This is a genomic window from Bradyrhizobium sp. URHA0013, assembly GCF_000518345.1.
GTDB lineage: Bacteria > Pseudomonadota > Alphaproteobacteria > Rhizobiales > Xanthobacteraceae > Bradyrhizobium.
Genome location: NZ_KI912427.1, coordinates 889,459 through 913,971 on the forward strand (window position 1 = coordinate 889,459; position 24,513 = coordinate 913,971).

Genomic DNA, 24,513 nt, shown 5'->3' on the forward strand with positions numbered 1-24,513 from the left:
CTTCTTCTTCACGTGAATTGCTTTGAGCTTGGTCGGTGCAGGCCCGCCCGCGTTGGCGAGATGCTGCATGTTTGGATCAGACGGGATCGAGGGCCAGGCAGTCCTCCGCGCGGAAGGTGATGAACACGTCATCGCCGGGTGTAAGGCTGCCAGCTCTCAGGCTGCCATGCGTCCCCGGCTGAAGCTTGACCATGAACTCCTTGTTGTCGGCGACGTCGAGCACGGCCAGCGCGTGGTCGCCGAGATAGATGGTGTTCTGCACCTTGGCTGGCAGTCGGTTGGGTTCGTCGCTGGAGGTGCCATCAGGGATAATGGCGATCCGCTCCGGCCGCACCGACAGCGAGGTCGATGCGCCCGTGCCCGATACGTTGACCGCGCGTGCGGTCACGGCGCCGCCGCCCGCCAGCGCAACGCGGCAATATTGTTTCTCGACCGTCTCGACGGTGCCGGAAAGCACGTTGTTCTCGCCGATGAAATGGGCGACGAAGCTGTTCACCGGATGCTCATACAGCGCGTCGGGCCTGTCGATCTGCTGCACGATGCCGTCGTTGAACACGGCGATGCGGTCCGACATCGTGAGCGCTTCACTCTGATCGTGGGTGACATAGACGACGGTGATGCCCATCGTCTCGTGCAGCTGCTTGATCTCCAGCTGCATCTGCTCGCGCAGGCGTTTGTCCAGGGCGCCCAGGGGCTCGTCCATCAGCACGAGTTGCGGATTGAAAACCAGCGCGCGGGCCAGCGCCACGCGCTGCTGCTGGCCGCCGGACAGCTGCCCGGGCCGCCGCTGCGCCAGGGTTTCCATCTTGATCATGCGCAACGCCGCTCTCACGCGCTCCTGCGCTTCGGCTTTGTTCGTGTTGCGGACGGATAGCGGGAAGGCGATATTTTCCGCAATCGTCAGGTGCGGAAACAGGGCATAGTTCTGGAACACCATGCCGATGTCGCGCTTGTGTGGCGGCACGTTCTTGATCGGCCGGTCCGCGAGGTATATCTCGCCATGAGTCGGAACCTCGAAGCCGGCCAGCATCATCAGCGTGGTCGTCTTGCCCGAGCCCGACGGACCAAGCAGGGTGACGAACTCACCCTTCCTGATGTCGAGATCGAGGTTCTTCACCACGAGGTGCTCGCCATCGTAGGTTTTCTGAATGCCGGAAAAGCGCACCAGCGCCGGCGCAGGCGTGACCATGCCGGCTTCCATGTCGTCCTCGCGTTATCAGCTACGATGCTGTCAGGACCTCGTCTGAGGTTGTGAAGAGCAGCTTAGCATCCTCCGACCAGAATGCCAGCGGCGCAAGCGACGGCACGAACGGATCCGTTGAGGAAAGGCGCGCGCTACATTCCCGACAGCTTGGTGACGTACACATTGAGCGAGCCGCCGGCTTCGGCGACGATGCGCAGCGTCTTGGAATCGAAGGCGATGTCGGCGAGAGTGAGGCTGTCGATCTTGGCATCGACCTTGAGGCCGTCCTCGTTCTTCTGGTAGTCGGCGATCGCGGCCGCGATCTTCTCACGGGCGTTGGCGGCGATCGGCTTCAGGTCGAGAGACGCCTTCTGCACCAGCGCCTGCTGCATCTGCGGCACGACCGCGCGCGCCGCCGCGCCGAGCAGGCCGAAGGCCGCCTCGGATTCCACCGCGAGCTGGATATCGGCGAGTCGCAGCGTCTGCTGCGCCTGGTCGAGCATCGGCCGGCCCCAGATATGCACGGTCGCCTCCGCGCCGAGACCGAGCCAGCTCTTCTTCTCCTTGGCGCGGACCAGGAGCGAGATCAGCAACCGCTCGCCCGACGGGACCACGTTGACGCTTTTCACGGTGACATCGACCGGACCGGAGCCGTCCTCGGGATAGGTGTGGCCGACCATCTGCGCCGCGATCAGCTTGTTGATCTCGGTGAAGGGCACGTCAATCGGCACGCCGATGTTTACGCCGGTGCCGGTCGGCGGCACGATCGAGATCTTGTCGGGGAACGGACAATCCGGCTTGGACGGTGTCGAGATCACGCGCGTCTCGAGCTCGAGGCCAAGCAGCAGCGTCACGTTCTGTGCGTCGACGCGCGGCTGCGCCGCGATGGCGCGGGTCGGCTTCACCTCGAGCCAGAGCGGCGGAAGCGCGGCGGAAGACCCCGAGCCTTGCAGCGGAATCGAGCGGCAGGCCTTGGCCCATTGTAGCTTCGCATTCTCCCGCAGCGACGGATCGTTGCGGATGCGCTCGGAGACGATGTTGATCTGCTCGCCGACGTTCTTGTCGATCAGCGGCTTCACCTGCGCCGGCACGTTGACCTTGGCGCCGGCGACGTTGAGGTTGGTGTCGCCGAGATTGACCTGGGCGCCGAGATTGGGCTCGAGATGCCAGTTCGCGGCGAGCTTCGGGCGCGAGGTGATGACCACGTTACCCTTGATCTCGGCGCTGGCATTCAGGTTCTTGATGTTGACCGCGCCGATTCGTTTCGCCGCGTCACCGCCGAGCACGCCGCTGAGCGCGTCGCCGAGCGCGCCGGTGGCCTTCGAGGACAGCGATCCCGTCACGTTCAGCTTGCCGCTGAGTGGCGTCGAGATCGTCAGCACGTCCTTGTCGCCGGCAGCCGCCATCGGCCCGCGTACGGCGGACCAGCCGATGTCGGCGTTCTCCAGGATCTGCGAGATCGGGTTCTCGGCCTTCCCCGCGAAATTACGCGGCGCGGCCTTCTCGGCCTGCTCGCGGATCGCCGACACCGCGATGGCGACCGGTGCGATCACGATCGAGCTCTTGGAGGCCGGCGGCAGCGGCGGCAGTTGCGCGACCGGAGGCGCGGAATTGGTCGCGCGCGGCGACAGCCAGTCCATCGCCTTCAGGCTGATGAAGAACGACGCCGCGAGCACCGCGATGGCGATCAGGATAGTCTTCAAGTTCAGCGTTAGTCGCATCAATCCCCCAGGCCGCCCGGAGCGGAAGTCTACAGGGCAGGCGAGGAGGGCGCTAGCCTAGCGCGTGGGCGCCGGGGCGCTACGATCAACGAAAAGCAACCCTGCAATGGCCAGCATGACAGCGCCAAGGATGCCTTCTTGTAGCTTGGCAAACCAGGCGTTGCGGGTAAGCCAGCCGCCAATGCTGGAAGCGCCAGCGGCGATGCCGACATAGACGACGCAGCCAAGGGTCTTCGAGACTACTGCAAGAATCAACAGTTGTTCCCAGACCGGGCCAACAGTGTGATCAGTGAATTGGGGCAGGAACGCCGTCATAAACAGGAAGACCTTCGGGTTGAGCAGGTTCGTAGTGAAGCCCTGTATGAAAGCAGCTCGGTGTGCGCCTGCCGGCGCCGCGCGTGCTGTATTCTTATCGAGGCGAATACTCCGCCAAAAAGCGCGAACACCAAGGTATGCTAGGTAAGCCGCACCGAGCAATCTCACGGCGGAGAACAGTTCCGGTGAATGCTGGAAGATTTCGGCGAGACCTAGAACAACAAGCGGTATTTGGATGAATCCGGCGAAGAATGTCCCCAAGACGCTCATGAAGGCAGCTCTAAAGCCTTGCGTCATGCCGCGCGTGAGCGTCAACATCATGTCCGGACCTGGAGTAATGTTCAGCACCAGCGATGCAAGGGTGAACGCGAGCAGAACGTGAGCGTTGAACATAGAAAGGGATACCGTGAAAAGGAATGAGCAGTATGAGATAAGTAGTGCGGAGGCCGACTGTCAATCCATTCATCGGTTCAACCCGCATTGGGGCGAGCGTCTTTCGTACGCCCCTTAGGAATGTGGCTAGGCACTCACGTCCGCATGATCGCAGCGAGCGCAACAGCCAAGTGTCGGCAAGCCATCTTGAATAAAGCTGTGGGGCCCATCCTGAGATTAGCCGCGCCGGGGACGGCGGACGGCTCTCACATTGCCGCGATTTCCCCCGCCGCAGAACAAGTGATCGCCGCCGTCGTACTCGAGCCCTGAGACCATGGTACCTGAAGGCAGGTCGAGCTGCTCCAGCACCTTGCCCGTCTCGGGGTCGATCCGCCTGATGTCGCTGTCCTCGCCTTCCCAGGTGCCGTGCCAGAGTTCGCCGTCGACCCAGGTCACGCCGGTGACGAAGCGCTTGCTTTCGATGGTGCGGAGAATTTTTCCCGTCTGGGGATCGACCTGATGGATCTTGCGTTCCCGATACTGTCCGACCCAGAGCGAGCCCTCGGCCCAAGCCAATCCAGAGTCGCCGCCGCCGCCGGGTGCGGGGATGGTGGCGAGCACCTTGCCGGTCGCAGTGTCAATCTTCTGGATGCGGTCCTCGGCGATCTGGAACAGGTGACGGCCGTCGAACGCCGTTCCCGCATGCGCGGCGACATCGATGGAGCGGGTGATCTTGCCATCGGCCGGATCGACCGCGTTCAATCTGTCGCCGGACGCGAACCAGACATGGGTGCCGTCATAGGTGACGCCGTGCACGGCTTCGACGCCCGCAAAGGGCCCGTATTCCCTGACGATCTCGGCGGCTGAACGTTTCATCTGCGCGGTCCCTGTGGCGTGAATCCCACTTTACGTCTTCAGGAGCGGTCCGGGGAGTAACAAGCCTGTCGGGAAACCCGGGACGGGCGGCGTCATCCAGCGCCGCGCCCTTCCGTGTCCGAAGGACTGCACCTTGTTCGATCGCGCCAGCTCTTCGAGGGCCCGCTGCACGGTGCGCGCGCTCGTTCCCAGCGCCAGCGCGAGCGCCGAGCTCGACCAGGGCTCGCCGTCGGAGAGGAAGGCGAGCACGGTGGCGTGCTTCTCCTCGACGGGGCGTGCGAGCACGAGGACGTCGCGCGTCTTGCCCGGTGTCTTGCGCGGCGTCAGCGCAAAACCTTGCCTGGTCGCGCTGACATCGGCGAGAGGCTTGAGCTTGGTGCGGAGCCGCCCGATTTCGACGCGCAGCCGGGCGCGATGCGATTCATCGACGTGCCTTGCCTGAAACGCTCCCGTGATCAACGCTTCCCGCGAAACGTCCGCGGGCCAGGCCTGCGCCAGGATGCGGGCGAGCGCGAACAGCACCGGCCGCCTTCCGAGCGGCACGAGGATGCCTCGTCTGCGAACCGCGTGATGGAACGTGTCCACCACGAGCGCCTCCGATGTCGCGAGGTCCTCGACCTCCTCGAGCCGCAACGGCCGTTCGTGCCCGCGCGTGATCAGGCGCGCTGCGGGCGTGTCGAGCACGTGGCTCGCGCTTTCGACCTCGGCTGCAAGCGCTGGAATGCCGGCCTGCCGTGCTGCGCTCGCCGCGCGCCCGAGCGCCGCGCGCGCGTCTTTGGTTCGGAGCCGCCTGATGGCGATGCCGGCGATCACGAGCTCACGGGCGACCTGCGAAGCCGGGGACAGCGGCGTGGAGTTGATATCGGCCAGCGTGCGTTCGGCCTCATCGAGGCGCCCGAGAAGGAGAAGTCGGCGCGCCTCGATGTGACCCGCATGGGCGGCGTTGGCGAGGTCACCGTGGCTTGCGAGCGTCGCTCGCGCGGCCGCGAGCGTGTTGGCCGGCCAATTCAGGTCGCGCGAGACGAGTGCGATCTCGGTTTCCGCGACCACGCACCTGGCGCGCGCGACCGCCTCTCTCGGGCCGAAGGCGCGTGCGGCGCTGCGCAGCAATGTCTTTGCCTTTGCGAGATCGCCGAGCTGCGCCATCGCGATACCGCGCAGCGCCAGCGAAGGTGCATCGTTGCGCAGTGCGACGCGGTTCAGCGCGCCCAGCGGATCGCCGGCTTGGAGCGCGCGGGCCGCCGCCGTGATCAGCGACTCCATTCAAATCCCGCCACACTTGTTACTCCCACCACGCAACCGTCCGGTGCGAGAGATCGTTGACGGCCGACAATGTGCGGCGAGGGACGAGCGGTTCCGGATCTCGCATCGCGAGATACGGAACGGCCGCCCGGGAAAAGTTGGAGAGCCATGATGACATCAGCTGACAACGCAGAAAACAACGGACAGGCCGCCATGCAAACACCGCCGGTGGTGTCGCCGCAGGACTGGGAGGCCGCCCGTCAGCAACTGCTCGTAAAGGAAAAGGCGCATACCCGTGCCCGCGACGCCCTGGCCGCCGAGCGCCGGCGCATGCCGTGGATGGAAGTGACGAAAACCTATGCTTTCGAGGGGCCCGGCGGCAAGGTCAGTCTGCACGACCTGTTCCAGGGCCGGCGGCAGCTGATCGTCTACCGCGCCTTCTTCGAGCCGGGCGTGTTCGGCTGGCCGGATCATGCCTGCCGCGGCTGCTCCATGGTGGCCGACCAGGTCGCCCATGTCGCGCATCTCAATGCCCGCGACACCACGCTGGTGTTCGCCTCGCGCGCACCGCAGGCCGACATCATCAGGCTGAAGCAGCGGATGGGCTGGACCATGCCATGGGTCACCGTCACCGACAGTTTCGATGCCGATTTCGGCGTCGACGAATGGCACGGGACCAACGTGCTCTTCCGCGATGGCGACCGCATCTTCCGCACCTACTTCGTCAAGAGCCGCGGCGACGAGCAGATGGGCGGCACCTGGAATTACCTCGACATCACGCCGCTGGGACGGCAGGAGGTCTGGGAAGATTCGCCGAAGGGCTATCCGCAAACGCCGACCTACAAATGGTGGAACTGGCACGACAGCTACACCGAAGGTGCGGCACCCGACAAGAAATGGGTCGAGATCTCGACCGCCGGCGAGAAGGCTTTTCGCGAGGAGGCCGCGGAAGGACGTGACTAGTCCCGTCAGCGCAACTGCCGGCCCGAGCCGCAACGGCATGGTGGCCGCGCGCCACCTCGCCAGATGGCTGGGGCTGGTGGCGACCCCGACCTTCGCCATCATGGCCGTGCTGACGGTCATGCTCGATGGCCCGGCCGACATGCTGTGCGGCTCCGGACATGGGGCGATGCTCGGAGGGATGGTGCCGATGTATCTCTTGATGAGCGCGTTTCACTCGGCGGCATGGCTGAGGCTGATTGCAGAGCGGTGAAGTCGGTAGCTCTACCGCGAAGCCGCCTGCAAATAGGCAACGACCTTCGCCGCTTCCTCCGCCGAGACGCCGCCATAGGGCTGCATCTTGTTGCCGGATACGACTTCGTCCGGCTTGACCATGAAGCGGGTCAGTTTGTCCTGGTCCCAGACGAAGCCGGCTTCCTTCATCGACGAGGAATAGTTGTAGTTCGGCAGCGAGCCGGCCTTGCGTCCGACGATTTTATTGAGGTTGGGGCCCAGACGATTGTCGCCCTCTTTCACCGAGTGGCAGGTGCGGCAGGAATTGTTGAAGGCTTGCTGGGCTGCGTCGTCACTCCCAGGCTGCTGTGCGAGCGAGGCGGGCGCGGTCAACAGCAGTGCCACTGCGCCGGCGAACGCGCGCAGCCATGTGCCTTGCGGCGATTGCGGACGTGATTGCATTCGCGCCTCCATCGGGGATCGCGCCGCAGCACGCGCGCGCGTCGGGATGCCGAGGGCAAACGAAAACGGCCCCGGTGGGTTCCGGGGCCGTTTGCGTCACAATGTCCTGTCGCTTACCGCGTTGCGGCTCCGAGATCCGCGCGGCGTTCCGTCATCGGCAGCACGATCACCTTGGTGCCCACGTTGACGCGGGAGTAGAGATCCGCGACGTCGTCATTGGTCAGGCGGATGCAGCCGGAGGAGACGTGCTTGCCAATGGTGTCGGGCGCGTTGGTGCCGTGGATGCGGTAGATGGTGCCGCCGAGATACATGGCGCGGGCGCCGAGCGGATTGCCGGGGCCGCCGGCCATATGGCGCGGCAGATAGGGCTGGCGGGCGATCATTTCCGGCGGCGGGGTCCAATCCGGCCACTCGGCCTTCTTGGTCACCGACTGGGTGCCGGACCAGGTGAAGCCGTCGCGGCCGACGCCGATGCCGTAGCGCATCGCCTGGCCGTTGCCGAGTACGAGATAGAGGTAGGTGTTGGGTGTATCGATGATGATGGTGCCCGGCGCCTCACGCGTCGCGTAGGAGACGGTCTGGCGGCGGAAGCGGGCCGGCGTTTCGACGGCGTCCTGATCTTCGGACGGCGCGGCCTGATAGGGCGTGGCTTGATAAGGCTGATACGGCTGCGGCGCCGCGATCGGCGGCAGCGGCTGGAAGAACGGGAAGAGCTGCACGGGCGCGGCCTTTGCCGGGCCGGCGAACGCGATCGCGGTCACAGCCACTGCACCAAACGCAACGGCGCGCGAATAAGTCTTCAACGTCTCCAGATTGATCATTGGTCGCCCCTGTTTGCGCCGTGTTTCTTGGTCGCCCGGCACCGTTTCGGTGCTCTGTTGCCTAGATCACTAACGACAAGAAGTTTCGGGACGTTTGCGCGGAAAACCGAAAACGGTTTCATGGCGGAAAGGATTGTTTCATGACGGTTTCGTGGCTGAGCGGACCCGTTAACGAACAAAACAGCGGGCCGACACTTCCATGACGTCACACGCCTGAAATATCCGTGGTTGATGGTCCTAAGCCGAGAATCATAAAAATCTCGGGATTTCCCCATGCGGGTATTAATCGCGACTGACGCCTGGCATCCGCAGGTCAACGGTGTGGTGCGGACGCTGACCTCGCTGGCTGGCGCGGCCAAGGCATTGGATGTCGAGATCGACTTCCTGACGCCGGACGGCTTTCGGTCATGGCCGTTGCCGACCTATCCGGGGCTGCGCGTTGCGCTGCCGAGCGGCAAGGAGATTGCGCGGCGGATCGAGAAGGCGGCGCCGGAAGCCCTGCACATTGCAACCGAAGGGCCGATCGGCTGGGCGGCGCGGGCGTATTGCCGCCGCAACCGGCTCGCCTTCACCACCTCCTACACGACGCGGTTTCCGGAATATGTCTCGGTGCGAACCGGCATTCCCGCGAGCGTTGGTTATGCCGTGCTGCGCCACTTCCACGATGCCGCCGCGATGACGATGGTGGCGACGCCCTCGCTGCGGCAGGAGCTCTCCGAGCGCGGCTTCAAGCGGCTCGGCTTCTGGACCCGCGGCGTCAACACCGAACTGTTCCATCCTGAGTCTCCGGCCAGGCTTGATCTGCCTGGGCCGATCTTCATGACGATGGGCCGCGTGGCGGTGGAGAAGAACCTCGAGGCGTTCCTCTCGCTCGACCTGCCCGGCACCAAGGTCGTCGTCGGCGACGGGCCGCAGAAGGCTCCGCTCGAAAAGAAATATCCGGGCGTTGTGTTTCTCGGCGAAAAGAAGGGCGCCGATCTGACCGCGCATCTCGCCGCCGCCGACGTGTTCGTATTTCCGAGCCTGACCGACACGTTCGGCGTGGTTCAGCTCGAAGCGCTCGCCTGCGGCACGCCGGTTGCGGCATTTCCGGTGACGGGTCCGAAGGACGTCATCGCCGATCATCCGATCGGCGCGATCGACCACGATTTGCGCGCCGCGTGCCTGCGCGCGCTCACCATGTCGCGCGAGACTTGCCGCAATTTCGCGCTGGAGCGCTCCTGGGAAAATAGCGCGCGCCAATTCGTCGGCAACCTCACTTCACTTCAGCCCAGTCGCGTCCTGCGCGCTTCGCCCCGCATGGCGCGGCGTGCGGTGCGCGGTTGATCTCAAACGCTTGAACCACAGCGAGAACATCATCGATGGCTAAGATCATGAACCTTGACGGCACCCAGCAGCTCGACCTCACCCGTGGCACGGTCGAGCAGGCCTATGATCGTTGGGCACCGATCTATGACCTCGTGTTCGGAGGCGTGTTCGCAAAAGGCCGGCAGGCCGCGATCGCGGCGACCAACAAGATCGGCGGCCGGGTGCTCGAGGTCGGCGTCGGCACGGGCATCTCGCTGCCGCTCTACGCGCCGCATCTGCGCATCTTCGGCACCGACATCTCGGAGGCGATGCTCGACAAGGCGCGCCAGCGCGTCGCCGAGGGCGGCCTAGAGCACGTCGAGGGCCTCGCGGTGATGGATGCCGAGAAGCTCGAATTCCCCGACAATTCCTTCGACGTCGTGATGGCGCAATACGTCGTCACGGCCGTGCCGAATCCGGAAGTCGCGTTGGACGAATTTGCCCGCGTGCTGCGTCCGGGCGGCGAGTTGATCATCCTCACTCGCGTCAGCGCCGATACCGGCATGCGCCGCTTCATCGAGCAGAAGTTGCAGCCGGTGGTGCGTCCGCTCGGCTTCCGCACCGCCGAGTTCGCCTGGTCGCGTTACGCCAAATGGTTGGCCGGCGCCAATGGCATCGAGCTCGCCGAGCGTCGCCTGATTCCGCCGCTCGGTCATTTCTCGCTGGTGCGCTTCCGCAAGATCGACGTCGCAAAAGCGGCGTAACCCAAGCTCACGCGTGCGTCACCGCGTCGGTGCACATCGTCACATGACAAAATGATGATGTCACACGGCCTACATCGAATCTCTGTAAATCCTGAACCCGAAAGCATTTGGGGGAGAGCATGATCAAGAACTATCTCGAGCAGCTGCGGATCCAGCGCTGGGACGACCATCGCTACTATCACCACAGCCGCATCAATCAGAGCCTGCACTTCGTCAGCGCGCTGAGCTTCCTGTTCGCCTATGTCTGGCTGTTCGTCGATCCCATGATCTCGGCGCTAGTCGGCTGGCTGGTCTCGATGACCTCGCGCCAGGCGGGTCACTTCTTCTTCGAGCCGCACGGCTACGACCAGATCAACCAGGCGACGCACGAGCACAAGGAAGAGATCAAGGTCGGCTACAATCTTCGGCGCAAGGTGGTGCTGATGTCGATCTGGGCGCTGTCGCCGCTGGTGCTGCTGGTCGACCCCACGCTGTTCGGACTGTTCACGCCCTGGGCGGGCGCGACCGATTTCATGCGGCAGGTCGCCAAGGTCTGGCTCGTCGTCGGCGGCGGCGGTCTGATGTTCCGCACGGTGCACCTGTTCTTCATTCGCGACGTCGAGACCGGCCTCGTCTGGATGACGAAGATCCTGACCGACCCCTTCCACGATCTGATGCTCTACCGCAACGCGCCGCTGGCGCTGATGCGCGGCGAGTTGATGGACCCCGGCCTGCACCTCAACCCCGAGCATACGCTGGGCCTCATCGGCGAGCCCCCGCTCGAAGAGCAGCACGCCTGAGCGCCGCGATCTCACCAAGGCTTCCGATGTCTGGTGGTTGCGTCATGCCCGGGCTCGTCCCGGGCATCCACGTCTTGCGGCTTTCGCGCGGAAGCGCGTGGATGGCTGGGACGGGCTCGGCAATGACGGCATTGGCGGATTTGGCCTCAGCGCCGGAAGCGCTTGGCGAGCATCTCTTTCAGGATCTGCCGCTTGATAGTCTTGTTGGTGAGGACGCCATCGTGCCACCAGAAGCCGTCGGCTTTCATTTTCTCGGCCGCGCGGACGAAACGCTCGGCGACCTCGGTGAAATCGGCATCTGTGTAGTTGAGGCTGAAGATCAGCCGGCCAGTGCCGACCCAGCTCAAGGACAGGCCTTCGGCGCGAAGGTAGTATTGCAGCATCCAGTTGTAGCGGGATGGCGTGGTGTATTTCACCGTCCAGATCGAGGAGAAGTTGGCGAACCGCACCGGCAGGTCCGCGCCCTCCATCATCCGGTTGAGCTTTTGCGCGCGCTCGTTCCAGGTCTCGTCCAACCCGTCATAGACGGCGCGGAAGTTCGGGCTGGCGAGCCGGCTCAGAAATTCGTCCATCGCCGTCATGACGTAGGGGTGCGAGTTGAAGGTGCCGCGGGCGAAGCAAACGTCGGCGGGGCGATCGTCGCGGAAGCGGCGCATCAGCTCGCGTCGGCCGCAGACCACGCCGACCGGCAGGCCGCCGGCGAGGCTCTTGCCGTAGGTCACCATGTCGGCCTTGATGCCAAAGTATTCCTGGGCGCCGCCTGCGGCGAGGCGGAAGCCGACGAAGACCTCGTCGAAGATCAGCACGATGCCGCGTTGGTCGCAGACCTCGCGCAGCTTCTTGAGCCATTCCGTATAAGCCGCGCGATCGAAATTGCCGCCGCGGGAGGAATCAACCAGCGAGGAATCGCCGGGCGCGTTGCCATTCGGATGCAGCCCCTGGAGCGGGTTGACCAGCACGCAGGCGATGTCCTTGCGCGTCCGCAGCACGTGCAGCGTCTTCTCCGACATCTCGGCGAGGGTGTAGGTCTCGTGCGCGGGAATCGGATTGCCGACTCCGGGCTGCACGTCGCCCCACCAGCCGTGATAGGCGCCCGCGAAGCGGACGAGATGGGTGCGCCTGGTGTGGTAGCGCGCGAGCCGCACCGCCTGCATCACGGCTTCGGTGCCGGACATATGGAAGGAGACTTCGTCGAGGCCCGAGATCTGGCACAGCCGCGCCACGTTCTCGAGGATGACGGGATGGTAGGGGCCGAGCACCGGTCCGAGCGCGTGTGCGCGCTTCTCGGAGCCCTCGATGCATTCCTTGTAGAAGTCGTTGCCGAAGATGTTGACGCCGTAGGACCCCGTGAGGTCGTAGGAGGTGTTGCCGTCGACATCCGTGACGGTGACGCCGCGCGACGACTCCACGAAGGTCGAGGTGCCCAGATGCTCGCGAACGAGGCGCGAGAACTGGAACGGCACGCGGTAGCTCTCGGTGAAGTGCAGGTCGGAGATCTTCTCCGCCGCCTCCCTCGTCATCGCGCGGCCCTTGGGGTAGCGCTCGGCGTAGAGACACGCGAGACGGAAGAAGCCGTCCTTGCGCTGCGTTGCGACGTTCGCCGGCGCGCCGTCGCAGGCGAAATACGCATCGCCTTCGAATTCGTAGAACGGGAGCAGCCTCGCCACCCGGCGGGACATCTTGGAATGTCCCGCGAGCGAGCGGTGCTTGGCGCGGGACAATTCGAGCCGCGCCTTGATTTTCGGGAAGGCGGCGGCAGCGGACGCTGCGGCGGCCACGGACAAAGAAAGAATCGGGAGTGTCGTTTCCATGACAACAAGCGCTAATACTGCGAGCTGACAGATTCATGACAGTCAAAGCCCTCATCGCCTCTTTCACCCAGCAGGAAGACCTCAACTTCCTGTTGACCAACCGCATCCCCCGCGCCGCGCTGACCCGCTTCATGGGCTGGTTCTCCAAGATCGAGAATCCGCTGGTGCGGGACGGCTCCATCGCGCTGTGGAAGCTGTTCTCCGACCTCGATCTGTCGGAGGCGCGCAAGACCCATTTCAGGAGTCTGCACGACTGCTTCACCCGGGAGCTCAAGCCCGGCTTGCGGCCCTTTGATCCGGACCCCTCCATTGTCGCCAGTCCGTCCGACGGCATCGTCGGCGCCCATGGCCGGATCGCCGACACCGAGCTGTTCCAGGTCAAGGGCGCGCCGTACTCGCTGCTCGATTTGCTCGGAGACTCCGTGCTGGTCGACCAGCACCGCAACGGCTCCTTCGTCACGCTGCGGCTGACCTCGAGCATGTATCACCGCTTCCACGCGCCCTTTGACGCGCATATCGAACGCGTCATGCTGATCCATGGCGATGTCTGGAACGTCAACCCGATCGCGCTGAAGCGGGTCGAGCGTCTGTTTTGCAAGAACGAGCGCGCGGTGATCCGCACGCATTTGCCGACGGGCGAAGCCGTGACGCTGGTACCGGTCGCCGCGATCCTGGTCGCAAGCATCCGTCTGCACTTCCTCGACATGGTGCTGAATGCGCAGACCAGGGGGCCGGTCAATTTCCCCTGCGACGTCAACGTGAGCAAAGGCGAGGAGCTCGGCTGGTTCGAGCATGGCTCGACCATCATCATCCTCGCGCCCGGCGATTTCACCTTCTGCGACGGCATCGCCGAAGGCACGCGTATTCGCGCAGGTCAAGCGCTGCTGAGAAAAAACTAGCCTTCAATCTGCCGCGTCGGCTGCCTATATCGTTCGTGAGGACGTTTCTGCGACGACGGATTGGGTGATGGCACGGGCGCCGGTCATGGCGGCGGGTGGTATTGTGCTGCGGCGAGGTGCGCCGCCGCTGATTGCCGTCGTGCGCCAGCGCAAGCGCAACGAATGGGTCTTGCCCAAGGGCAAGCTCGACGACGGCGAAACGCCGAGAGAAGCCGCGGATCGCGAAGTGCTGGAAGAGACCGGTCACGACGTCACCATCCACGAATTTTTGGGCACACTCGTCTACCAGTCGGGCGGACGTTCAAAGGTCGCGCATTTCTGGCGCATGGAGGCCGGGGACGGTCCGGTCCGCAAGCTGATGAACGACATCAAGGCCGTCGACTGGCTGACGCTGGAAGACGCGCTCGGGCGCCTGTCGCGCGAGGACGAGCGCGTGTTCCTGACCCAGGTTGGCCCGATCGCGCTCGCGGCCGCTGGGCTTGCGCCGGGGGAGGCCGACGTCAGATCGCCGCTCGCGACCGAGGATGTCGATGCAGCCTTGCAGACGCTGACGCCAGCCGAAGCGGCTTCGGTCGGCGAGTTGCGGCACGGTCTGTTGCAGAAGGTGAAGGCCTGGCTGCGCGGTGAGGCGTGAGTTTTCTTCACCTCGCCCGCGTTGACGGTGCACCCTCTCCCACAAGGGGCAAGGGGTGTCTCTCCACGCGCGAAGCTGTCGCAATGGATTCGCGGTGAGAACCCCTCATCCGGCGCTTCGCGCCACCTTCTCCCACAAGGGGAGAAGGAAGAAAGTCATCGCCGCTCCTTCTCCTTCGGAACTGGCGCTGGCCTTCGCGGCGCTACGGGACGTTGCGCGGCGGGGAGGCGCTGCTGGAATCCGCCCGGGCGCTGCATGCCCGGAGGTTGAGCGGCGGGCGGCTGCCCCGGCTGCATGCCGGTGCGCGGAAGTTGCGGCTGCACGTGGGGCTGCTGCTGCGTTCCGGCCGGCTGCTGCGGCGCGACTCCGCCGGGCTGCGTCGGAATCTGTCCACCGCGCTGCGGCTGGTTTTGTGGCCTGCCGTCAGGCTGCGTGCCTTGACCGGCGCGCGGTAGGCCTGCCGGACGTCCCGCGCCTTGCTTCTGGCCTTGTTGCTGCTGACCCTGACCCACGCGCGGCGTACCGGGCTGCACGGCGCCGCCTTGGCCCGGCGCTTGGCCCTGCCGCTGCGGCGGCTGGCTGCCTTGACCGCCTGGCGTGCCTGGCTGTTGCTGCCCCGGACGGTTGTTCTGACCGGGCTGACCGTTCGGCCGCTGGGGCTGTTGCGGCTGTTGTCCTGGCGCCGTGTTTGGCCGCAATTGTTGCTGTTGCGGCGGCTGGAACGGCCGCGGAATGCGCGGGCTCGCGGTCGGATTGGCGCGGCGGAAGTCGCGCTGCTCGGTGACGATCTGCCGGCCCGTGGTCTGCGCCAGATGCACCTGGCTGACGAAGCCGCGGTCGCGCGCGATCTGCTGTGGTGCGATCGTGATCGGCACCGCGGCAAAGCGCATGACGCCGGCCGCGGCTGCGCCCGGCCGGATCGCAAAACCGCTCGCGCCTTGCGTCAGCGCGCCGAGCCGCGTCCCGCTCGTGCGGTCGTCGACGTCGATGTGTCCGACCCGGCCGTCGGCGTCGGGATAGAGCTTGATGTTGACGTTGTTGGTCTTGTTCGCGGCCGCGCCTTCCGGCACGTCGACGACGCCCGTGGTGCCGCGGATGCCCAGCGTCGCCGTCGGCGTCGTGATCTTCATGTTGCCGGTCTTTGCCACCGCCGCCGCGACGAAGGCGACCGTGCCCTTGCCGATGTCGAAGATGCCTGCGTTCTGCTTGCCGCCGTCCTCATAGACGTAAGTGTCGATGGTGATTTTTGCGCTGGCCGAGAGGTTGAACGTGGTCGCGTCGTTGAAGGTGATGCCGAGCGATGAGTTCGACGAAGTCTGCACGACGTCGTTGAGAAAGATGTCGTCGCGCACGCGCAGCGGATAGGAATTTTTGTCGCGGATCACGGTCGCGATGCCCGTCACCGTCGCGACGTTGCCGATCGGCTCGACGGCGGCGGGCTGCGCGTCGGTCGGGGGAGCGGGTGAAGCCGATGGCGTCGGCGAGGGGGCGGGCGACGGCTGCGCTTCTGGCTGCGCCTGCGCAAGCTCGATCGCATCGGATGCGAACGCAACGCTCGCCCCGGCCGGCGGCAACGCCAGCAGCGCAAGCGCGAACATGAAGCGGCGCCAGGCCACGATAAATGTCACGAAGAGGTCCCGGTGAGAAACGCGAGGCGAGATCGACCGATATCATCCTGATGCAGGTGAACGGCGGATGAATGTCTATCGCACGTGGGCGGTGAAGGTTCAAACCCAACTCTTTCCCCTCATGGTGAGGAGCGCGCCCTTGCGCGCGTCTCGAACCATGCAGGCCCGCTCGCGATCCGGGCCTCGCCCCTTCGAGACGCCTGCTTCGCAGGCTCCTCAGGGTGAGGGGATAAACTGAGACTGTCGCGCATGATCCCGGGTCGATGCTTCGCATCGCCCGGGATGACGATAGACTAGGACGATGGTGGTCAGCTCACGCGCTTCCAGGTCTGGCCGCCGCAGAACATGCCGCCGAAGGCGCAGCCCTGCACACGCATTGCATTCGGGCCCTTCATCGCGATCGTCGAGTCGTAATTGCGGCCGGAGTCGGGATCGTGGATGCGCCCGCTCCACTTCGTGCCGTCGGGCTTCATGTTGATCAGGATGCGCTCATTGGTCTTCGCGGCGTAGCCGCAGAGATTGACGCCGCACTGTTCGACGCGGACATTGCCCTTGTTCTCTTCGGTGGCCCAGACGCCGATCGGCGTGTTGGCAACCGCAACAGGCGCGGCGGCGACCGGAGCCGGAGCGGGGGCCGGAGCAACCGCGACGGGCGCGGGCGCAGCTGCGGGCGCGGTCTGCGTCGTGGCGTCGTAGCCGGTGGACGGAGCAGCGGTAACCGTCGTGCTCGGTGCCGCGATAGCGGGCGCTGCCGGCGCGGTCGCCTGCACCGGGGCCTGCTGCACCGGAGCCGGCGCCGGCTGCGCGGTCGTGGCCGGAGCCGGCGTGGTGTCGACGTCGTCGTCCTTGGAGCTGGAGCCAAGGCCCTTGAGGTTGATGTTGTTCAGCTTGATCGGCTTGTCCGACAAGCCCGGCGCCACGATGGTCACGCAGTTGAGCGAGGCGCAGTTGCGCGGCGTCTCGATGCGGATGTTCTGGCCTTCGATCTGGAACGAGATCGCATTGCCGGCATGCGCGGCGGCGGTGGACGCGAGGAAGAGAGCGGTGGCGGCGATGGTGAGCTTGTTCATGACAACCTCCGAAGAATGTGTGGGTCCCGATGGGACTGAAGTCGCGGGTGGATGAAGCGTGGTTCGACCCTACGCCGGGCTGGTCGGGCGTTCTGTGATAGACGTCACAACGGCTCACCTTTGCTGGGTGAGGCAGCGCACATTCAGCCGCGATTCCATCTGTGTAACGTCGTCGCCACACAGAGGGAGGCGCCGATGATGCGGCTTGTGACTTCGCTTGGCACCTTGATCGCGCTGATGGCGATTGCGCCCGCAGCCGAGGCCGGATCCTACGCGTTCTCGATCGGCGGTCATCGATTCCAGGTCGAGTCGCCCAGGAATTGCCGATCGGCTTCCTGTGTCGCGGTTTCCTCCCATCGCAGCTTTCGGCCGGACGTCGATACGACACCGGCGCCGACGCCGGTGCTACCGCCGCCGCAGCCGCTCTATCCCGTGGCTCCGGTCAGGCCGGCGCCAGCCATTGCGGTCGCGCCTCCACCGGCGCCGGCGGCTCCTGTCCTTGCCTCGACGACGTCGCAGCCAGTTGTCCTGCCGCCGGCGCCAAGCTCCAATCCGCCACGGGTCGAGCTACCGCGGACGGATCGGCCGAAGACCGTCGCGCTCGATCCGCCGCGCATGGAGGCGCCGGTCGTTGCGCCGAGGCGGGTGCTCGAGCAGGCGGTGACGAGCCCTGAGCGCAGCGACGACGAACTCGCCTATTTGCCGCTCGGCGAATGGGAGAGCGCAGGCGCCAAGGGCACGGTTCGCATCGAACGCTGCGGACCGGCACTGTGCGGCTTCGCGCTGACGGAAGCATCGACCAGGGGCGAGAGCGTGCTCGTCAACATGAAACCGAAAACGCACGACGTCTGGACCGGCAACATCTACAGCCGCTCCAGCGGCAGCACCTATTATGCGACGATGACGCTGAAGAGCTCCGGCAAGCTTCACGTCGAAGCCTGCGCAGTCGGCCATTTCTGGTGTTCCGGCAACGACTGGACGCGAGCCGAAGAGCGGCCGGAGAAGCTGATCACGACGTCGCGGCAGTGGAGCGCGCGGTCGTAAGGGATGCGTTCGATACCTCCGGCTGAAGCCGCTAGATCATGCCGAGCACGATGGCACCGACAAAAGCCATGGCGAGGTACGCGGTGATAACGCTCAGTCTCCCGGCGAACGTCATGAGGTCGCTCCCGCTGTCGCGCCGCCCTGCGCGAGAGGATCATGGTTAACAGAGAGTCTCTTTTCGAAAAAGTCAGCCTTGCTGTCGCTCGTCACCGGCAGGCGCTCCTGCTGGCGCGGGCTGACATGGTTAAAGAACACTGAAATCAACACGTTGAAGAGTCTTTAAGTAAATTCATCGAACGTGCGTGCATGACGCGCGGAGTTCGTTTGTATCTCGTCGGCTCCATCGTCCTTGTTTCGTTAGCGGGTTGCGGACGCGGCGTCTTCCAGGCCGAACGTGAACCGTGGCGGGCCGAGGCCGAAGCCGCATGCCTGAAATCAGGCGCGGTGAAAGAAGGGCCGGATCTCGTCCGCATCGACCCGATCTCCGGGCCGGGCATGTGCGGCGCGGAGTTTCCGCTCAAGGTCGCCGCCCTCGGCGAAGGCTCGAGCAGCTACGGCTTTGCCGATGAGGAATTGCGACCGCCCGGGAGCATCGGCAACCAGCCGCGCTGGCCGGTGACGCAGCCGCGATCGAATTACCCGCAGAGCCAGAACTATCCGCAACGCTCAAACTATCCCGAGAGCGCGGTGCGTCAGCCCTCCGGCTATGGCGCTTCGCCAGGCCCGATGCCGTTGAACGCGCCGGGCGTGGCTCAGCAGGAGGACGAGATCGACCTGCCGCCCGAGGGCACCGATGCCGCGGGCGCGTCGCGCTACATGAATGCGCCGAGCTATCCGGCGCGGCCGGCGCCGTACTCGCAGGCGCCCGCGCAGCAGCCGCCGCCGCGTCTTGGTCCGGCACGGGGCGATCCCGTCACCGCCGTCGGCCCTGTTGCGATCAAGCCGGTTGCGACGCTGGCCTGTCCGATCGTGTCCGAGCTCGACCGTTGGCTCGCCGACACCGTGCAGCCCTCGGCGATGCGCTGGTTCGGCACCCGCGTCGCGGAGATCAAGCAGATCTCCGCCTATTCCTGCCGCGGCATGAACGGTAATTCGCATGCCCATATTTCCGAGCACGCCTTCGGCAATGCGCTCGACATCGCCGCGTTCGTGCTCGCCGACGGCCGCCGCGTCACCGTGAAGGATGGCTGGCGCGGCATGCCGGAAGAGCAGGGATTCCTGCGCGACGTGCAGTCGGGCGCCTGCGTGCATTTCACCACGGTGCTGGCGCCGGGCTCGAACGTCTATCATTACGATCACATCCACGTCGATCTGATGCGCCGCGCCAGCCGCCGCCTGATCTGCCAGCCCGCCGCCGTCTCCGGCGAAGAGGTTGCCGCGCGAGCGGGCGGGCGCAATCCCTATGCGAATGCACGCGATCCCTCCGTGACCGGCTCGCTGGGGACGCGCAAGAGCATGGCGCGAAAGCACGAAGAGGACGAGTACGCCGACGACTGAGGATTGCGCGTGGCCCGTAGCCTGGATTACGGGCAGCGCAATAGGGAAGGTGTTCCCGCATTCCGCTTCGCTGGATGCGGGCTACGACCCCACGCCGGCCGGCTTCGCGCTGACCCCAGCCTGTTCAGCCGGCGTCGCGTCTTCGGCAGAGCGCATCTCGGGCGCAAAAATTTGCGCATGCGCAAATCTCGCCTAAGCCATTGAAGTCAGGAAGACAATTCTGCCGCCTCGGGGTTTTCCAGCAGTTGGCACGGTCGCTGCAATGAGGAAGCTGCCACGAAGCGGCGCTGCCGGCGCCGTGAGCCAGCGGATCCCGTCATGCAGATGCCTGTCACCCCTCCTTATTCGGATCTCGAACAGCGCGTGCTGTCGCGCATCACGGAGGAGCGCTGGCTTGAGCTCGCGTCCGAGCTGATCCGCACCGGCCAGCCCCGTTCCGGCAATCCGCTGGATCCCGATTTGCCGCCTGCCGAGGAAGAGGCGATCTCGATGCTGGTCGCGGGCAAGCTCGAAGCGCTCGGCATGGAGGTCACCAAGCACAGCGCGCAGCCGCATCGGCCGAACGTGCTCGGCGTGCTCAAGGGACGCGACGGCGCGCCTTCGCTCATTCTCAACGACCATCTCGACACCTATCCAGCCGTCGAGCCGGAGAAATGGCACATGACGAATTTCGATCCGTTCAAGGCGACGCGCCACGGCGATCTGCTCTACGCGCGCGGCACGTCCGACACGCGCGGAAATCTCGCTGCATCGTTGCTCGCAGTGCAGGCCTTGACCGAAGCGGGTGTGAAGTTCGATGGCACCTTGATGTGCTGCTACACCGTCGATGAGGAGCGGAACGGCACCGAGGGCTCCATCTACATGCTCAACAAGGTCGGCCTGACCGCCGACTACGAGATCACCGCCGAGCCGACCGCCTGGGGTGACGTCAACAAGGATTGGGGCATGAACCTGTCGGTGGCCAATTCCGGCCACTGCCTGATCGAGCTCACCGTTCACGGGATCAAGTCGCACATCTGGCGACCGGACATCAGCGTCAACGCCATTATGGAAGCGGCAAAGCTGTTGCCTAAGTTGAAGGACATGGCGTTCACGCATGTCCCCAGCAAGTTCATGGGACATACGCCGCCCTGCTGCGCCGTGGTGCGCATTCGGTCCGGCCTGCCTGGCGAGATGCAGTTCTCGCCGGATGCCTGCACCATCACGCTCGCCGTGGTCGGCATCGTCCCCGGCATGACGTTGTCGAGCGTGATTGCGGACATCGAGCGTCTCGGACGGGACACTTTTGCCGGCGCGAACGACGTCAAGGTGGAGGTGCGCCAGGTGCCCGGCTCGCTCTTCGTCAACGCGACCGAACCGGTGCCGGTCGAGGAGGAGCCCTGCCGCTCCCTGCGCGCGGTTTACCGGCGTCTGATGGGCCGCGAGCCCGGGGTCAACCGCAAGAACGCCTTCAACGACACGATCCGCTTCCGCGAAGCCGGCATCAATGCGGTGACGTTCGGTCCCGGAGAAGACGGCTGGGCCGTCGACAACGAGAACATCTCGATCACCAAGTCGGTGATGGCGACGCGGATCTACGCGCTGACCATCATGCAGATCCTGGGAGTGCGGACATGAGCGTCGAGGCGACCCACATGACGATTCCAATCTCGCCGGATCGCACGCGACGCGGCAGCTTGCGGCTGCGGCTTCCGAAGGTCTCGCGATCGGTGCTGCTCTCGACGTTGACCGTCGCCGTGCTGCTGGCCGGCTGGGCCATTGTCACGGAGAGAGGCTGGGCCAACGAGCTGTTCCTGCCGAAGCCGCAGGCGGTTTGGGCCGCGTTCGTCAAGACGATGACGAAGGGATATCAGGGCGCGACCCTGCTTCAGCATCTCGGCGCAAGCCTCTATCGCATCCTCACCGCCTTCACGCTGGCCTGCTTGATCGGCATTCCGCTCGGTGTCCTCATGGGCGTGTCGCGCAACGCACGCGCGCTGCTCAATCCGTTGATCGAGTTCTACCGGCCATTGCCGCCGCTCGGACTTTATACGCTGCTGGTGATGTGGCTCGGCATCGGTGAGAGCTCGAAGCTGTCGCTGCTGTTTCTTGCCGGTCTTCCGGGCATCGTCATCTCGACGATCCAGGCCGTCACCAGCGTGGACCCGGTCTATGTGCGCGCCGCCCAGTCGCTCGGCGCGACCCGGCGACACCTGCTGTTTCACGTCTATTTGCCGGCGGCGGGACCGCTGATTCTGGCCGGCATGCGCATCTCGCTCGGATTCACCTACACCGTTCTCGTCGCCGCCGAAATCGTCGCGGCATCCGCCGGCATCGGCTGGATGATCTGGGACGCCGCAAAATTCCTGCTGTCCGACGTCGTGATCATGGGGCTGATCGTGCTCGGTCTCACCGGCGTCGTGCTCGACCTCATGATGCGCGGCATCGCGAAACTGTTGATGCCGTGGGCCTGAATCCAATTCTGATCGTAGGGGAGACCTCCATGAAGAGACTGATTGCGACGCTCGCGGTTACCACGTTGGCGCTCACGGGTGCAGTCCGCGCCGAGGACAAGCCGGCGAAGGTGACCGTCGGCTATCTGAACCTCGTCAACGCGCAGCTGGTCACCAAGCATCTTGGCCTGCTCGCCAAGGAGATGCCGGGCGTCGACATCAAATACGTCAAGATCGGCGGCGGTGGCGACATGCTGCGCGCGATCGCTGGCAACGACGTCGATTTCGGCGGCCTCGGCAACCCGCCGACTGCCATCGGCGCGACGCGCGCCCTGCCGATCAAGGGCATCCTGGTGATCAACATGCTCGACTACGTCGAGTCGATGGTGGTTCGCGCCGACAAGAACATCACCTCGCTCAAGGACCTCAAGGGCAAGGCCGTGGCGGCGCCGTTCGGCTCAACGACGCACTACCTCCTGCTCCAGGCGCTCAAGGACGAGGGTGTCGATCCCGCCTCGATGAAGATTCTGGACCTCGCGCCGTCGGACATCGCGGCGGCCTGGCTTCGCGGCGACATCGACGCGGCCTGGTTCTGGGAGCCGAATCTCGGCAAGGCTGTGAAGAACGGCGGCAAGATCCTCGTCACCTCGGGCGAGATGGCCAAGCGCGGCTACCCGACCTGGGACATCGGCGTCGTCATGAACGCGTTCGCGGAGAAGTATCCGTCCTACGTCGACAAGTTCATCAAGGCCGAATGCGAAGGCATCGACTTCTGGCTGAAGAACCCGGAGAAGACCGCCGAAATCATCGCGGAAGAGCTTTCGCTGCCCATCGAGGACGCGCAGCGAATGATGAAGGGCACCGGGATGATTCCCTGCAGCACGCAGCTCACGGAGGAGTATCTCGGCACATCCGCGAAAAAGGGTAAGTTCGTCGACACGCTGATCTCGACCGCCGATTTCTTGGTGAAGCAGGAGCGCCTGCCGAAGCTGCTGCCGCGCGCCGACTTCGAAGCCTTCATCCAGCCCGCCTATCTGGAGAAGGTGATCGGCCGCTAGGATCGGCGCCGGCGTGTCTGCCTCGCCGGCACATTGCCAATTCCCGCAAGCACGTGACCGATATGAATCTCGCACCTGGCCATCTCCGTGCCGCCTATCGCAGCGGTGAGCTCAAGCCGTCCGATGTCGCCGCGCATGTGTTGTCGCGCCTCGAGGACGCCGACCAGAGCGGCGTCTGGATCTCGACGGCGAATCCCGACAGCATCATGGCAAGGGCCCGCGCGCTCGATGCGCGCATTGGCGAGATCGGCGAGCTGCCGCTCTACGGTCTCGTGTTCTCGGTCAAGGATTGTATCGACGTCGCCGGCGAGCAGACCACCTCGGCCTGCCCGGAATTCGCCTACACCGCGAAAGACACCAGCCCGGTCGTCGCCGACGCCATCGCCGCCGGCGCGATCTATCTCGGCAAAACCAATATGGATCAGTTCGCGACCGGCCTCGTCGGCGTGCGCTCGCCCTATGGCATCGCCCGCAACCCGCACAACCCCGACTACATCCCCGGCGGCTCCAGCTCGGGCGCAGCGGTGTCGGTCGCGACGGGCACCTCGTCCTTTGCGTTCGGCACCGATACTGGCGGATCGGGCAGGGTGCCGGCGTCCTATTGTGGCGTGACCGGCTTCAAGCCGGCGCCCGGCGCCTTCAGTCAGCGCGGCATGGTCTACGCGTGCCGTAGTTTTGATACCATCTCGCTCTATACGCGCGACGCCCGCGATGGCCACGAGATCTATCGCGTGTTGGCGCGGTGCGATGCCGGGGACTGCTTTTCACCGGAAGCTTTCGCCGGATGGACGGAGCAGGCTCCTCCAGCGCGGCCGCTCAACATCGCAACGCCGCGTCCGGATCAGCTCAGGTTCTTCGGCAATGCGGAGACGGAGGCGCTGTTCGGCGATGGGCTGCGCAAGCTGCGGCAACTCGATCTGTCGGTGGCGTCGGTCGATTTCTCGCCGTTCATTTCGGTCAACGATCTGATGTTCTTCGGACCCTTCCTCGCCGAACGGGACGTCTCGGTCGGCGCATTCCTCGACGCCAACCCGGACGCGGGCGTGAAGATCGTGCGCGACCTCGTCATCGGCAGCCGGAAGTTCACGGCGGCCGACGCTTATCGCGCGCTCTACAAGGTCAAGGAGGTCCAGCGATCGCTGCGCGATTTCTGGCAAGATCACGACGCGCTGGTCGTGCCGACCGTCGGCACCGTGCTGAGCATCGACGACGTCGCGCGCGATCCGCTGACGGCCAACTTCAACAACGGCTATTACACCAACTACGCAAACCCGCTGGGCCTGGCCGCCATCGCCGTTCCGAACGCCGTCACCGCAGCCGGCGTGCCCTATGGCGTCACGTTCCTGGCGCCGGCTGGCCGGGAGCGTCTGCTCACCGATCTGGCCTGCGCTTTCGTGGAGGCTTCAGTCGGGCCCGACCATCTGCGCCGCGTTGCAATCTGAGCG

23 protein-coding genes are annotated in these 24,513 nt (G+C 65.0%); 13 read left to right on the plus strand and 10 right to left on the minus strand.

The genetic code is table 11. The features are described 5' to 3' along the window. Window positions 1–76: 76 nt before the first annotated feature. The 5 genes from N551_RS0133660 to N551_RS0133680 all read right to left on the minus strand — a co-directional run bounded on the left by N551_RS0133660 (window position 77) and on the right by N551_RS0133680 (window position 5,730). A complete protein-coding gene (locus N551_RS0133660; RefSeq protein ID WP_027570656.1) occupies window positions 77–1,201 on the minus strand; it encodes an ABC transporter ATP-binding protein in 1,125 nt (374 codons plus the stop codon). Between the two features lie 134 nt (window positions 1,202–1,335). Beyond that, window positions 1,336–2,904, minus strand: a complete 1,569-nt coding sequence (locus N551_RS0133665) for a DUF4403 family protein (protein WP_027570657.1) — start codon at window positions 2,902–2,904, stop codon at window positions 1,336–1,338. A 57-nt stretch (window positions 2,905–2,961) separates the two neighbouring features. Then, window positions 2,962–3,612 carry a LysE family translocator gene (locus N551_RS0133670; protein ID WP_027570658.1) on the minus strand — a complete coding sequence of 217 codons (651 nt, stop codon included), beginning with the start codon at window positions 3,610–3,612 and terminating at the stop codon, window positions 2,962–2,964. 216 nt (window positions 3,613–3,828) lie between these two features. After that, window positions 3,829–4,467, minus strand: a complete 639-nt coding sequence (locus N551_RS0133675; protein ID WP_027570659.1) for a PQQ-binding-like beta-propeller repeat protein — start codon at window positions 4,465–4,467, stop codon at window positions 3,829–3,831. A gap of 30 nt (window positions 4,468–4,497) precedes the next feature. Continuing rightward, window positions 4,498–5,730 carry a hypothetical protein gene (locus N551_RS0133680; protein WP_027570660.1) on the minus strand — a complete coding sequence of 411 codons (1,233 nt, stop codon included), beginning with the start codon at window positions 5,728–5,730 and terminating at the stop codon, window positions 4,498–4,500. 147 nt (window positions 5,731–5,877) lie between these two features. Between N551_RS0133680 and N551_RS0133685 the strand changes: the two genes are divergently transcribed. Together N551_RS0133685 and N551_RS0133690 are read left to right on the plus strand one after the other, a co-directional pair. Beyond that, window positions 5,878–6,672, plus strand: a complete 795-nt coding sequence (locus N551_RS0133685) for a DUF899 domain-containing protein (RefSeq protein WP_027570661.1) — start codon at window positions 5,878–5,880, stop codon at window positions 6,670–6,672. Then, the gene (locus tag N551_RS0133690) at window positions 6,665–6,922 is read left to right on the plus strand and encodes a hypothetical protein (RefSeq protein WP_027570662.1); all 258 of its coding nucleotides are present in this window, start codon (window positions 6,665–6,667) and stop codon (window positions 6,920–6,922) included. The genes N551_RS0133685 and N551_RS0133690 overlap by 8 nt, the downstream gene beginning before the upstream one ends. 11 nt (window positions 6,923–6,933) lie before the next feature. Here N551_RS0133690 and N551_RS0133695 read toward each other — a convergent pair whose 3' ends face one another. Both N551_RS0133695 and N551_RS0133700 read right to left on the minus strand, forming a co-directional pair. Further along, window positions 6,934–7,344, minus strand: coding sequence for a cytochrome c family protein (locus tag N551_RS0133695; RefSeq protein ID WP_035963502.1), 411 nt, complete (start codon window positions 7,342–7,344; stop codon window positions 6,934–6,936). Between the two features lie 113 nt (window positions 7,345–7,457). Next, window positions 7,458–8,165 carry a L,D-transpeptidase gene (locus N551_RS0133700; RefSeq protein ID WP_027570664.1) on the minus strand — a complete coding sequence of 236 codons (708 nt, stop codon included), beginning with the start codon at window positions 8,163–8,165 and terminating at the stop codon, window positions 7,458–7,460. Window positions 8,166–8,438: 273 nt separating this feature from the next. On the opposite strand from N551_RS0133700, the gene N551_RS0133705 reads away from it, so the two are divergent. The 3 genes from N551_RS0133705 to N551_RS0133715 all read left to right on the plus strand — a co-directional run bounded on the left by N551_RS0133705 (window position 8,439) and on the right by N551_RS0133715 (window position 10,995). Then, on the plus strand, window positions 8,439–9,491 hold the full coding sequence (locus N551_RS0133705; RefSeq protein WP_027570665.1) for a glycosyltransferase family 1 protein: 1,053 nt from the start codon (window positions 8,439–8,441) through the stop codon (window positions 9,489–9,491). Window positions 9,492–9,526: 35 nt separating this feature from the next. Continuing rightward, on the plus strand, window positions 9,527–10,216 hold the full coding sequence (locus N551_RS0133710; protein ID WP_027570666.1) for a methyltransferase domain-containing protein: 690 nt from the start codon (window positions 9,527–9,529) through the stop codon (window positions 10,214–10,216). 119 nt (window positions 10,217–10,335) lie between these two features. Beyond that, window positions 10,336–10,995 carry a hypothetical protein gene (locus tag N551_RS0133715; RefSeq protein ID WP_027570667.1) on the plus strand — a complete coding sequence of 220 codons (660 nt, stop codon included), beginning with the start codon at window positions 10,336–10,338 and terminating at the stop codon, window positions 10,993–10,995. A 146-nt stretch (window positions 10,996–11,141) separates the two neighbouring features. Here the strand turns inward: N551_RS0133715 and N551_RS0133720 are convergent, their stop codons facing one another. Continuing rightward, a complete protein-coding gene (locus tag N551_RS0133720) occupies window positions 11,142–12,806 on the minus strand; it encodes an aminotransferase class III-fold pyridoxal phosphate-dependent enzyme (protein ID WP_027570668.1) in 1,665 nt (554 codons plus the stop codon). Window positions 12,807–12,841: 35 nt separating this feature from the next. Between N551_RS0133720 and asd the strand changes: the two genes are divergently transcribed. Then, the gene (asd, locus tag N551_RS0133725; RefSeq protein WP_027570669.1) at window positions 12,842–13,705 is read left to right on the plus strand and encodes an archaetidylserine decarboxylase; all 864 of its coding nucleotides are present in this window, start codon (window positions 12,842–12,844) and stop codon (window positions 13,703–13,705) included. A gap of 67 nt (window positions 13,706–13,772) precedes the next feature. Beyond that, window positions 13,773–14,339 (plus strand): NUDIX hydrolase, encoded by a 567-nt coding sequence (locus N551_RS0133730; protein WP_027570670.1) that lies wholly within the window; start codon window positions 13,773–13,775, stop codon window positions 14,337–14,339. A gap of 155 nt (window positions 14,340–14,494) precedes the next feature. Here the strand turns inward: N551_RS0133730 and N551_RS0133735 are convergent, their stop codons facing one another. Together N551_RS0133735 and N551_RS0133740 are read right to left on the minus strand one after the other, a co-directional pair. Next, window positions 14,495–15,958, minus strand: coding sequence for a FecR domain-containing protein (locus tag N551_RS0133735; RefSeq protein WP_027570671.1), 1,464 nt, complete (start codon window positions 15,956–15,958; stop codon window positions 14,495–14,497). Between the two features lie 317 nt (window positions 15,959–16,275). Further along, entirely contained in the window at window positions 16,276–17,037 is a 762-nt protein-coding gene (locus N551_RS0133740) for a DUF2147 domain-containing protein (RefSeq protein WP_027570672.1), read from the minus strand. A 195-nt stretch (window positions 17,038–17,232) separates the two neighbouring features. Here N551_RS0133740 and N551_RS0133745 point away from each other — a divergent pair, with 195 nt between their 5' ends. From N551_RS0133745 to N551_RS0133770, 6 genes are all read left to right on the plus strand, one after another. Further along, complete coding sequence (locus N551_RS0133745; protein WP_027570673.1) at window positions 17,233–18,081, plus strand: DUF2147 domain-containing protein; 849 nt, start codon at window positions 17,233–17,235, stop codon at window positions 18,079–18,081. 306 nt (window positions 18,082–18,387) lie between these two features. Continuing rightward, entirely contained in the window at window positions 18,388–19,578 is a 1,191-nt protein-coding gene (locus tag N551_RS0133750) for an extensin family protein (RefSeq protein ID WP_027570674.1), read from the plus strand. A 318-nt stretch (window positions 19,579–19,896) separates the two neighbouring features. Then, on the plus strand, window positions 19,897–21,195 hold the full coding sequence (locus N551_RS0133755; protein WP_027570675.1) for a M20 family metallopeptidase: 1,299 nt from the start codon (window positions 19,897–19,899) through the stop codon (window positions 21,193–21,195). After that, entirely contained in the window at window positions 21,192–22,031 is an 840-nt protein-coding gene (locus N551_RS0133760) for an ABC transporter permease (RefSeq protein WP_027570676.1), read from the plus strand. Before N551_RS0133755 ends, N551_RS0133760 begins: the two co-directional genes overlap by 4 nt. 29 nt (window positions 22,032–22,060) lie before the next feature. Continuing rightward, window positions 22,061–23,068: an ABC transporter substrate-binding protein gene (locus N551_RS0133765; protein ID WP_027570677.1), complete on the plus strand. Its 1,008-nt coding sequence runs from the start codon at window positions 22,061–22,063 to the stop codon at window positions 23,066–23,068. Between the two features lie 62 nt (window positions 23,069–23,130). Next, window positions 23,131–24,510 carry an amidase family protein gene (locus tag N551_RS0133770; protein ID WP_051462978.1) on the plus strand — a complete coding sequence of 460 codons (1,380 nt, stop codon included), beginning with the start codon at window positions 23,131–23,133 and terminating at the stop codon, window positions 24,508–24,510. Window positions 24,511–24,513 lie beyond the last annotated feature (3 nt).

Coding starts and splice junctions, on each gene's coding strand:
- N551_RS0133755 (WP_027570675.1), top strand. CDS start 19,897: ATGCAGATGCCTGTCACCCCTCCTTATTCGGATCTCGAACAGCGCGTG.
- N551_RS0133685 (WP_027570661.1), top strand. CDS start 5,878: ATGATGACATCAGCTGACAACGCAGAAAACAACGGACAGGCCGCCATG.
- N551_RS0133665 (WP_027570657.1), bottom strand. CDS start 2,904: ATGCGACTAACGCTGAACTTGAAGACTATCCTGATCGCCATCGCGGTG.
- asd (WP_027570669.1), top strand. CDS start 12,842: ATGACAGTCAAAGCCCTCATCGCCTCTTTCACCCAGCAGGAAGACCTC.
- N551_RS0133660 (WP_027570656.1), bottom strand. CDS start 1,201: ATGGAAGCCGGCATGGTCACGCCTGCGCCGGCGCTGGTGCGCTTTTCC.
- N551_RS0133765 (WP_027570677.1), top strand. CDS start 22,061: ATGAAGAGACTGATTGCGACGCTCGCGGTTACCACGTTGGCGCTCACG.
- N551_RS0133770 (WP_051462978.1), top strand. CDS start 23,131: ATGAATCTCGCACCTGGCCATCTCCGTGCCGCCTATCGCAGCGGTGAG.
- N551_RS0133750 (WP_027570674.1), top strand. CDS start 18,388: ATGACGCGCGGAGTTCGTTTGTATCTCGTCGGCTCCATCGTCCTTGTT.
- N551_RS0133740 (WP_027570672.1), bottom strand. CDS start 17,037: ATGAACAAGCTCACCATCGCCGCCACCGCTCTCTTCCTCGCGTCCACC.
- N551_RS0133695 (WP_035963502.1), bottom strand. CDS start 7,344: ATGCAATCACGTCCGCAATCGCCGCAAGGCACATGGCTGCGCGCGTTC.
- N551_RS0133745 (WP_027570673.1), top strand. CDS start 17,233: ATGATGCGGCTTGTGACTTCGCTTGGCACCTTGATCGCGCTGATGGCG.
- N551_RS0133705 (WP_027570665.1), top strand. CDS start 8,439: ATGCGGGTATTAATCGCGACTGACGCCTGGCATCCGCAGGTCAACGGT.
- N551_RS0133700 (WP_027570664.1), bottom strand. CDS start 8,165: ATGATCAATCTGGAGACGTTGAAGACTTATTCGCGCGCCGTTGCGTTT.
- N551_RS0133675 (WP_027570659.1), bottom strand. CDS start 4,467: ATGAAACGTTCAGCCGCCGAGATCGTCAGGGAATACGGGCCCTTTGCG.
- N551_RS0133715 (WP_027570667.1), top strand. CDS start 10,336: ATGATCAAGAACTATCTCGAGCAGCTGCGGATCCAGCGCTGGGACGAC.
- N551_RS0133710 (WP_027570666.1), top strand. CDS start 9,527: ATGGCTAAGATCATGAACCTTGACGGCACCCAGCAGCTCGACCTCACC.
- N551_RS0133760 (WP_027570676.1), top strand. CDS start 21,192: ATGAGCGTCGAGGCGACCCACATGACGATTCCAATCTCGCCGGATCGC.
- N551_RS0133730 (WP_027570670.1), top strand. CDS start 13,773: ATGGCACGGGCGCCGGTCATGGCGGCGGGTGGTATTGTGCTGCGGCGA.
- N551_RS0133680 (WP_027570660.1), bottom strand. CDS start 5,730: ATGGAGTCGCTGATCACGGCGGCGGCCCGCGCGCTCCAAGCCGGCGAT.
- N551_RS0133720 (WP_027570668.1), bottom strand. CDS start 12,806: ATGGAAACGACACTCCCGATTCTTTCTTTGTCCGTGGCCGCCGCAGCG.
- N551_RS0133670 (WP_027570658.1), bottom strand. CDS start 3,612: ATGTTCAACGCTCACGTTCTGCTCGCGTTCACCCTTGCATCGCTGGTG.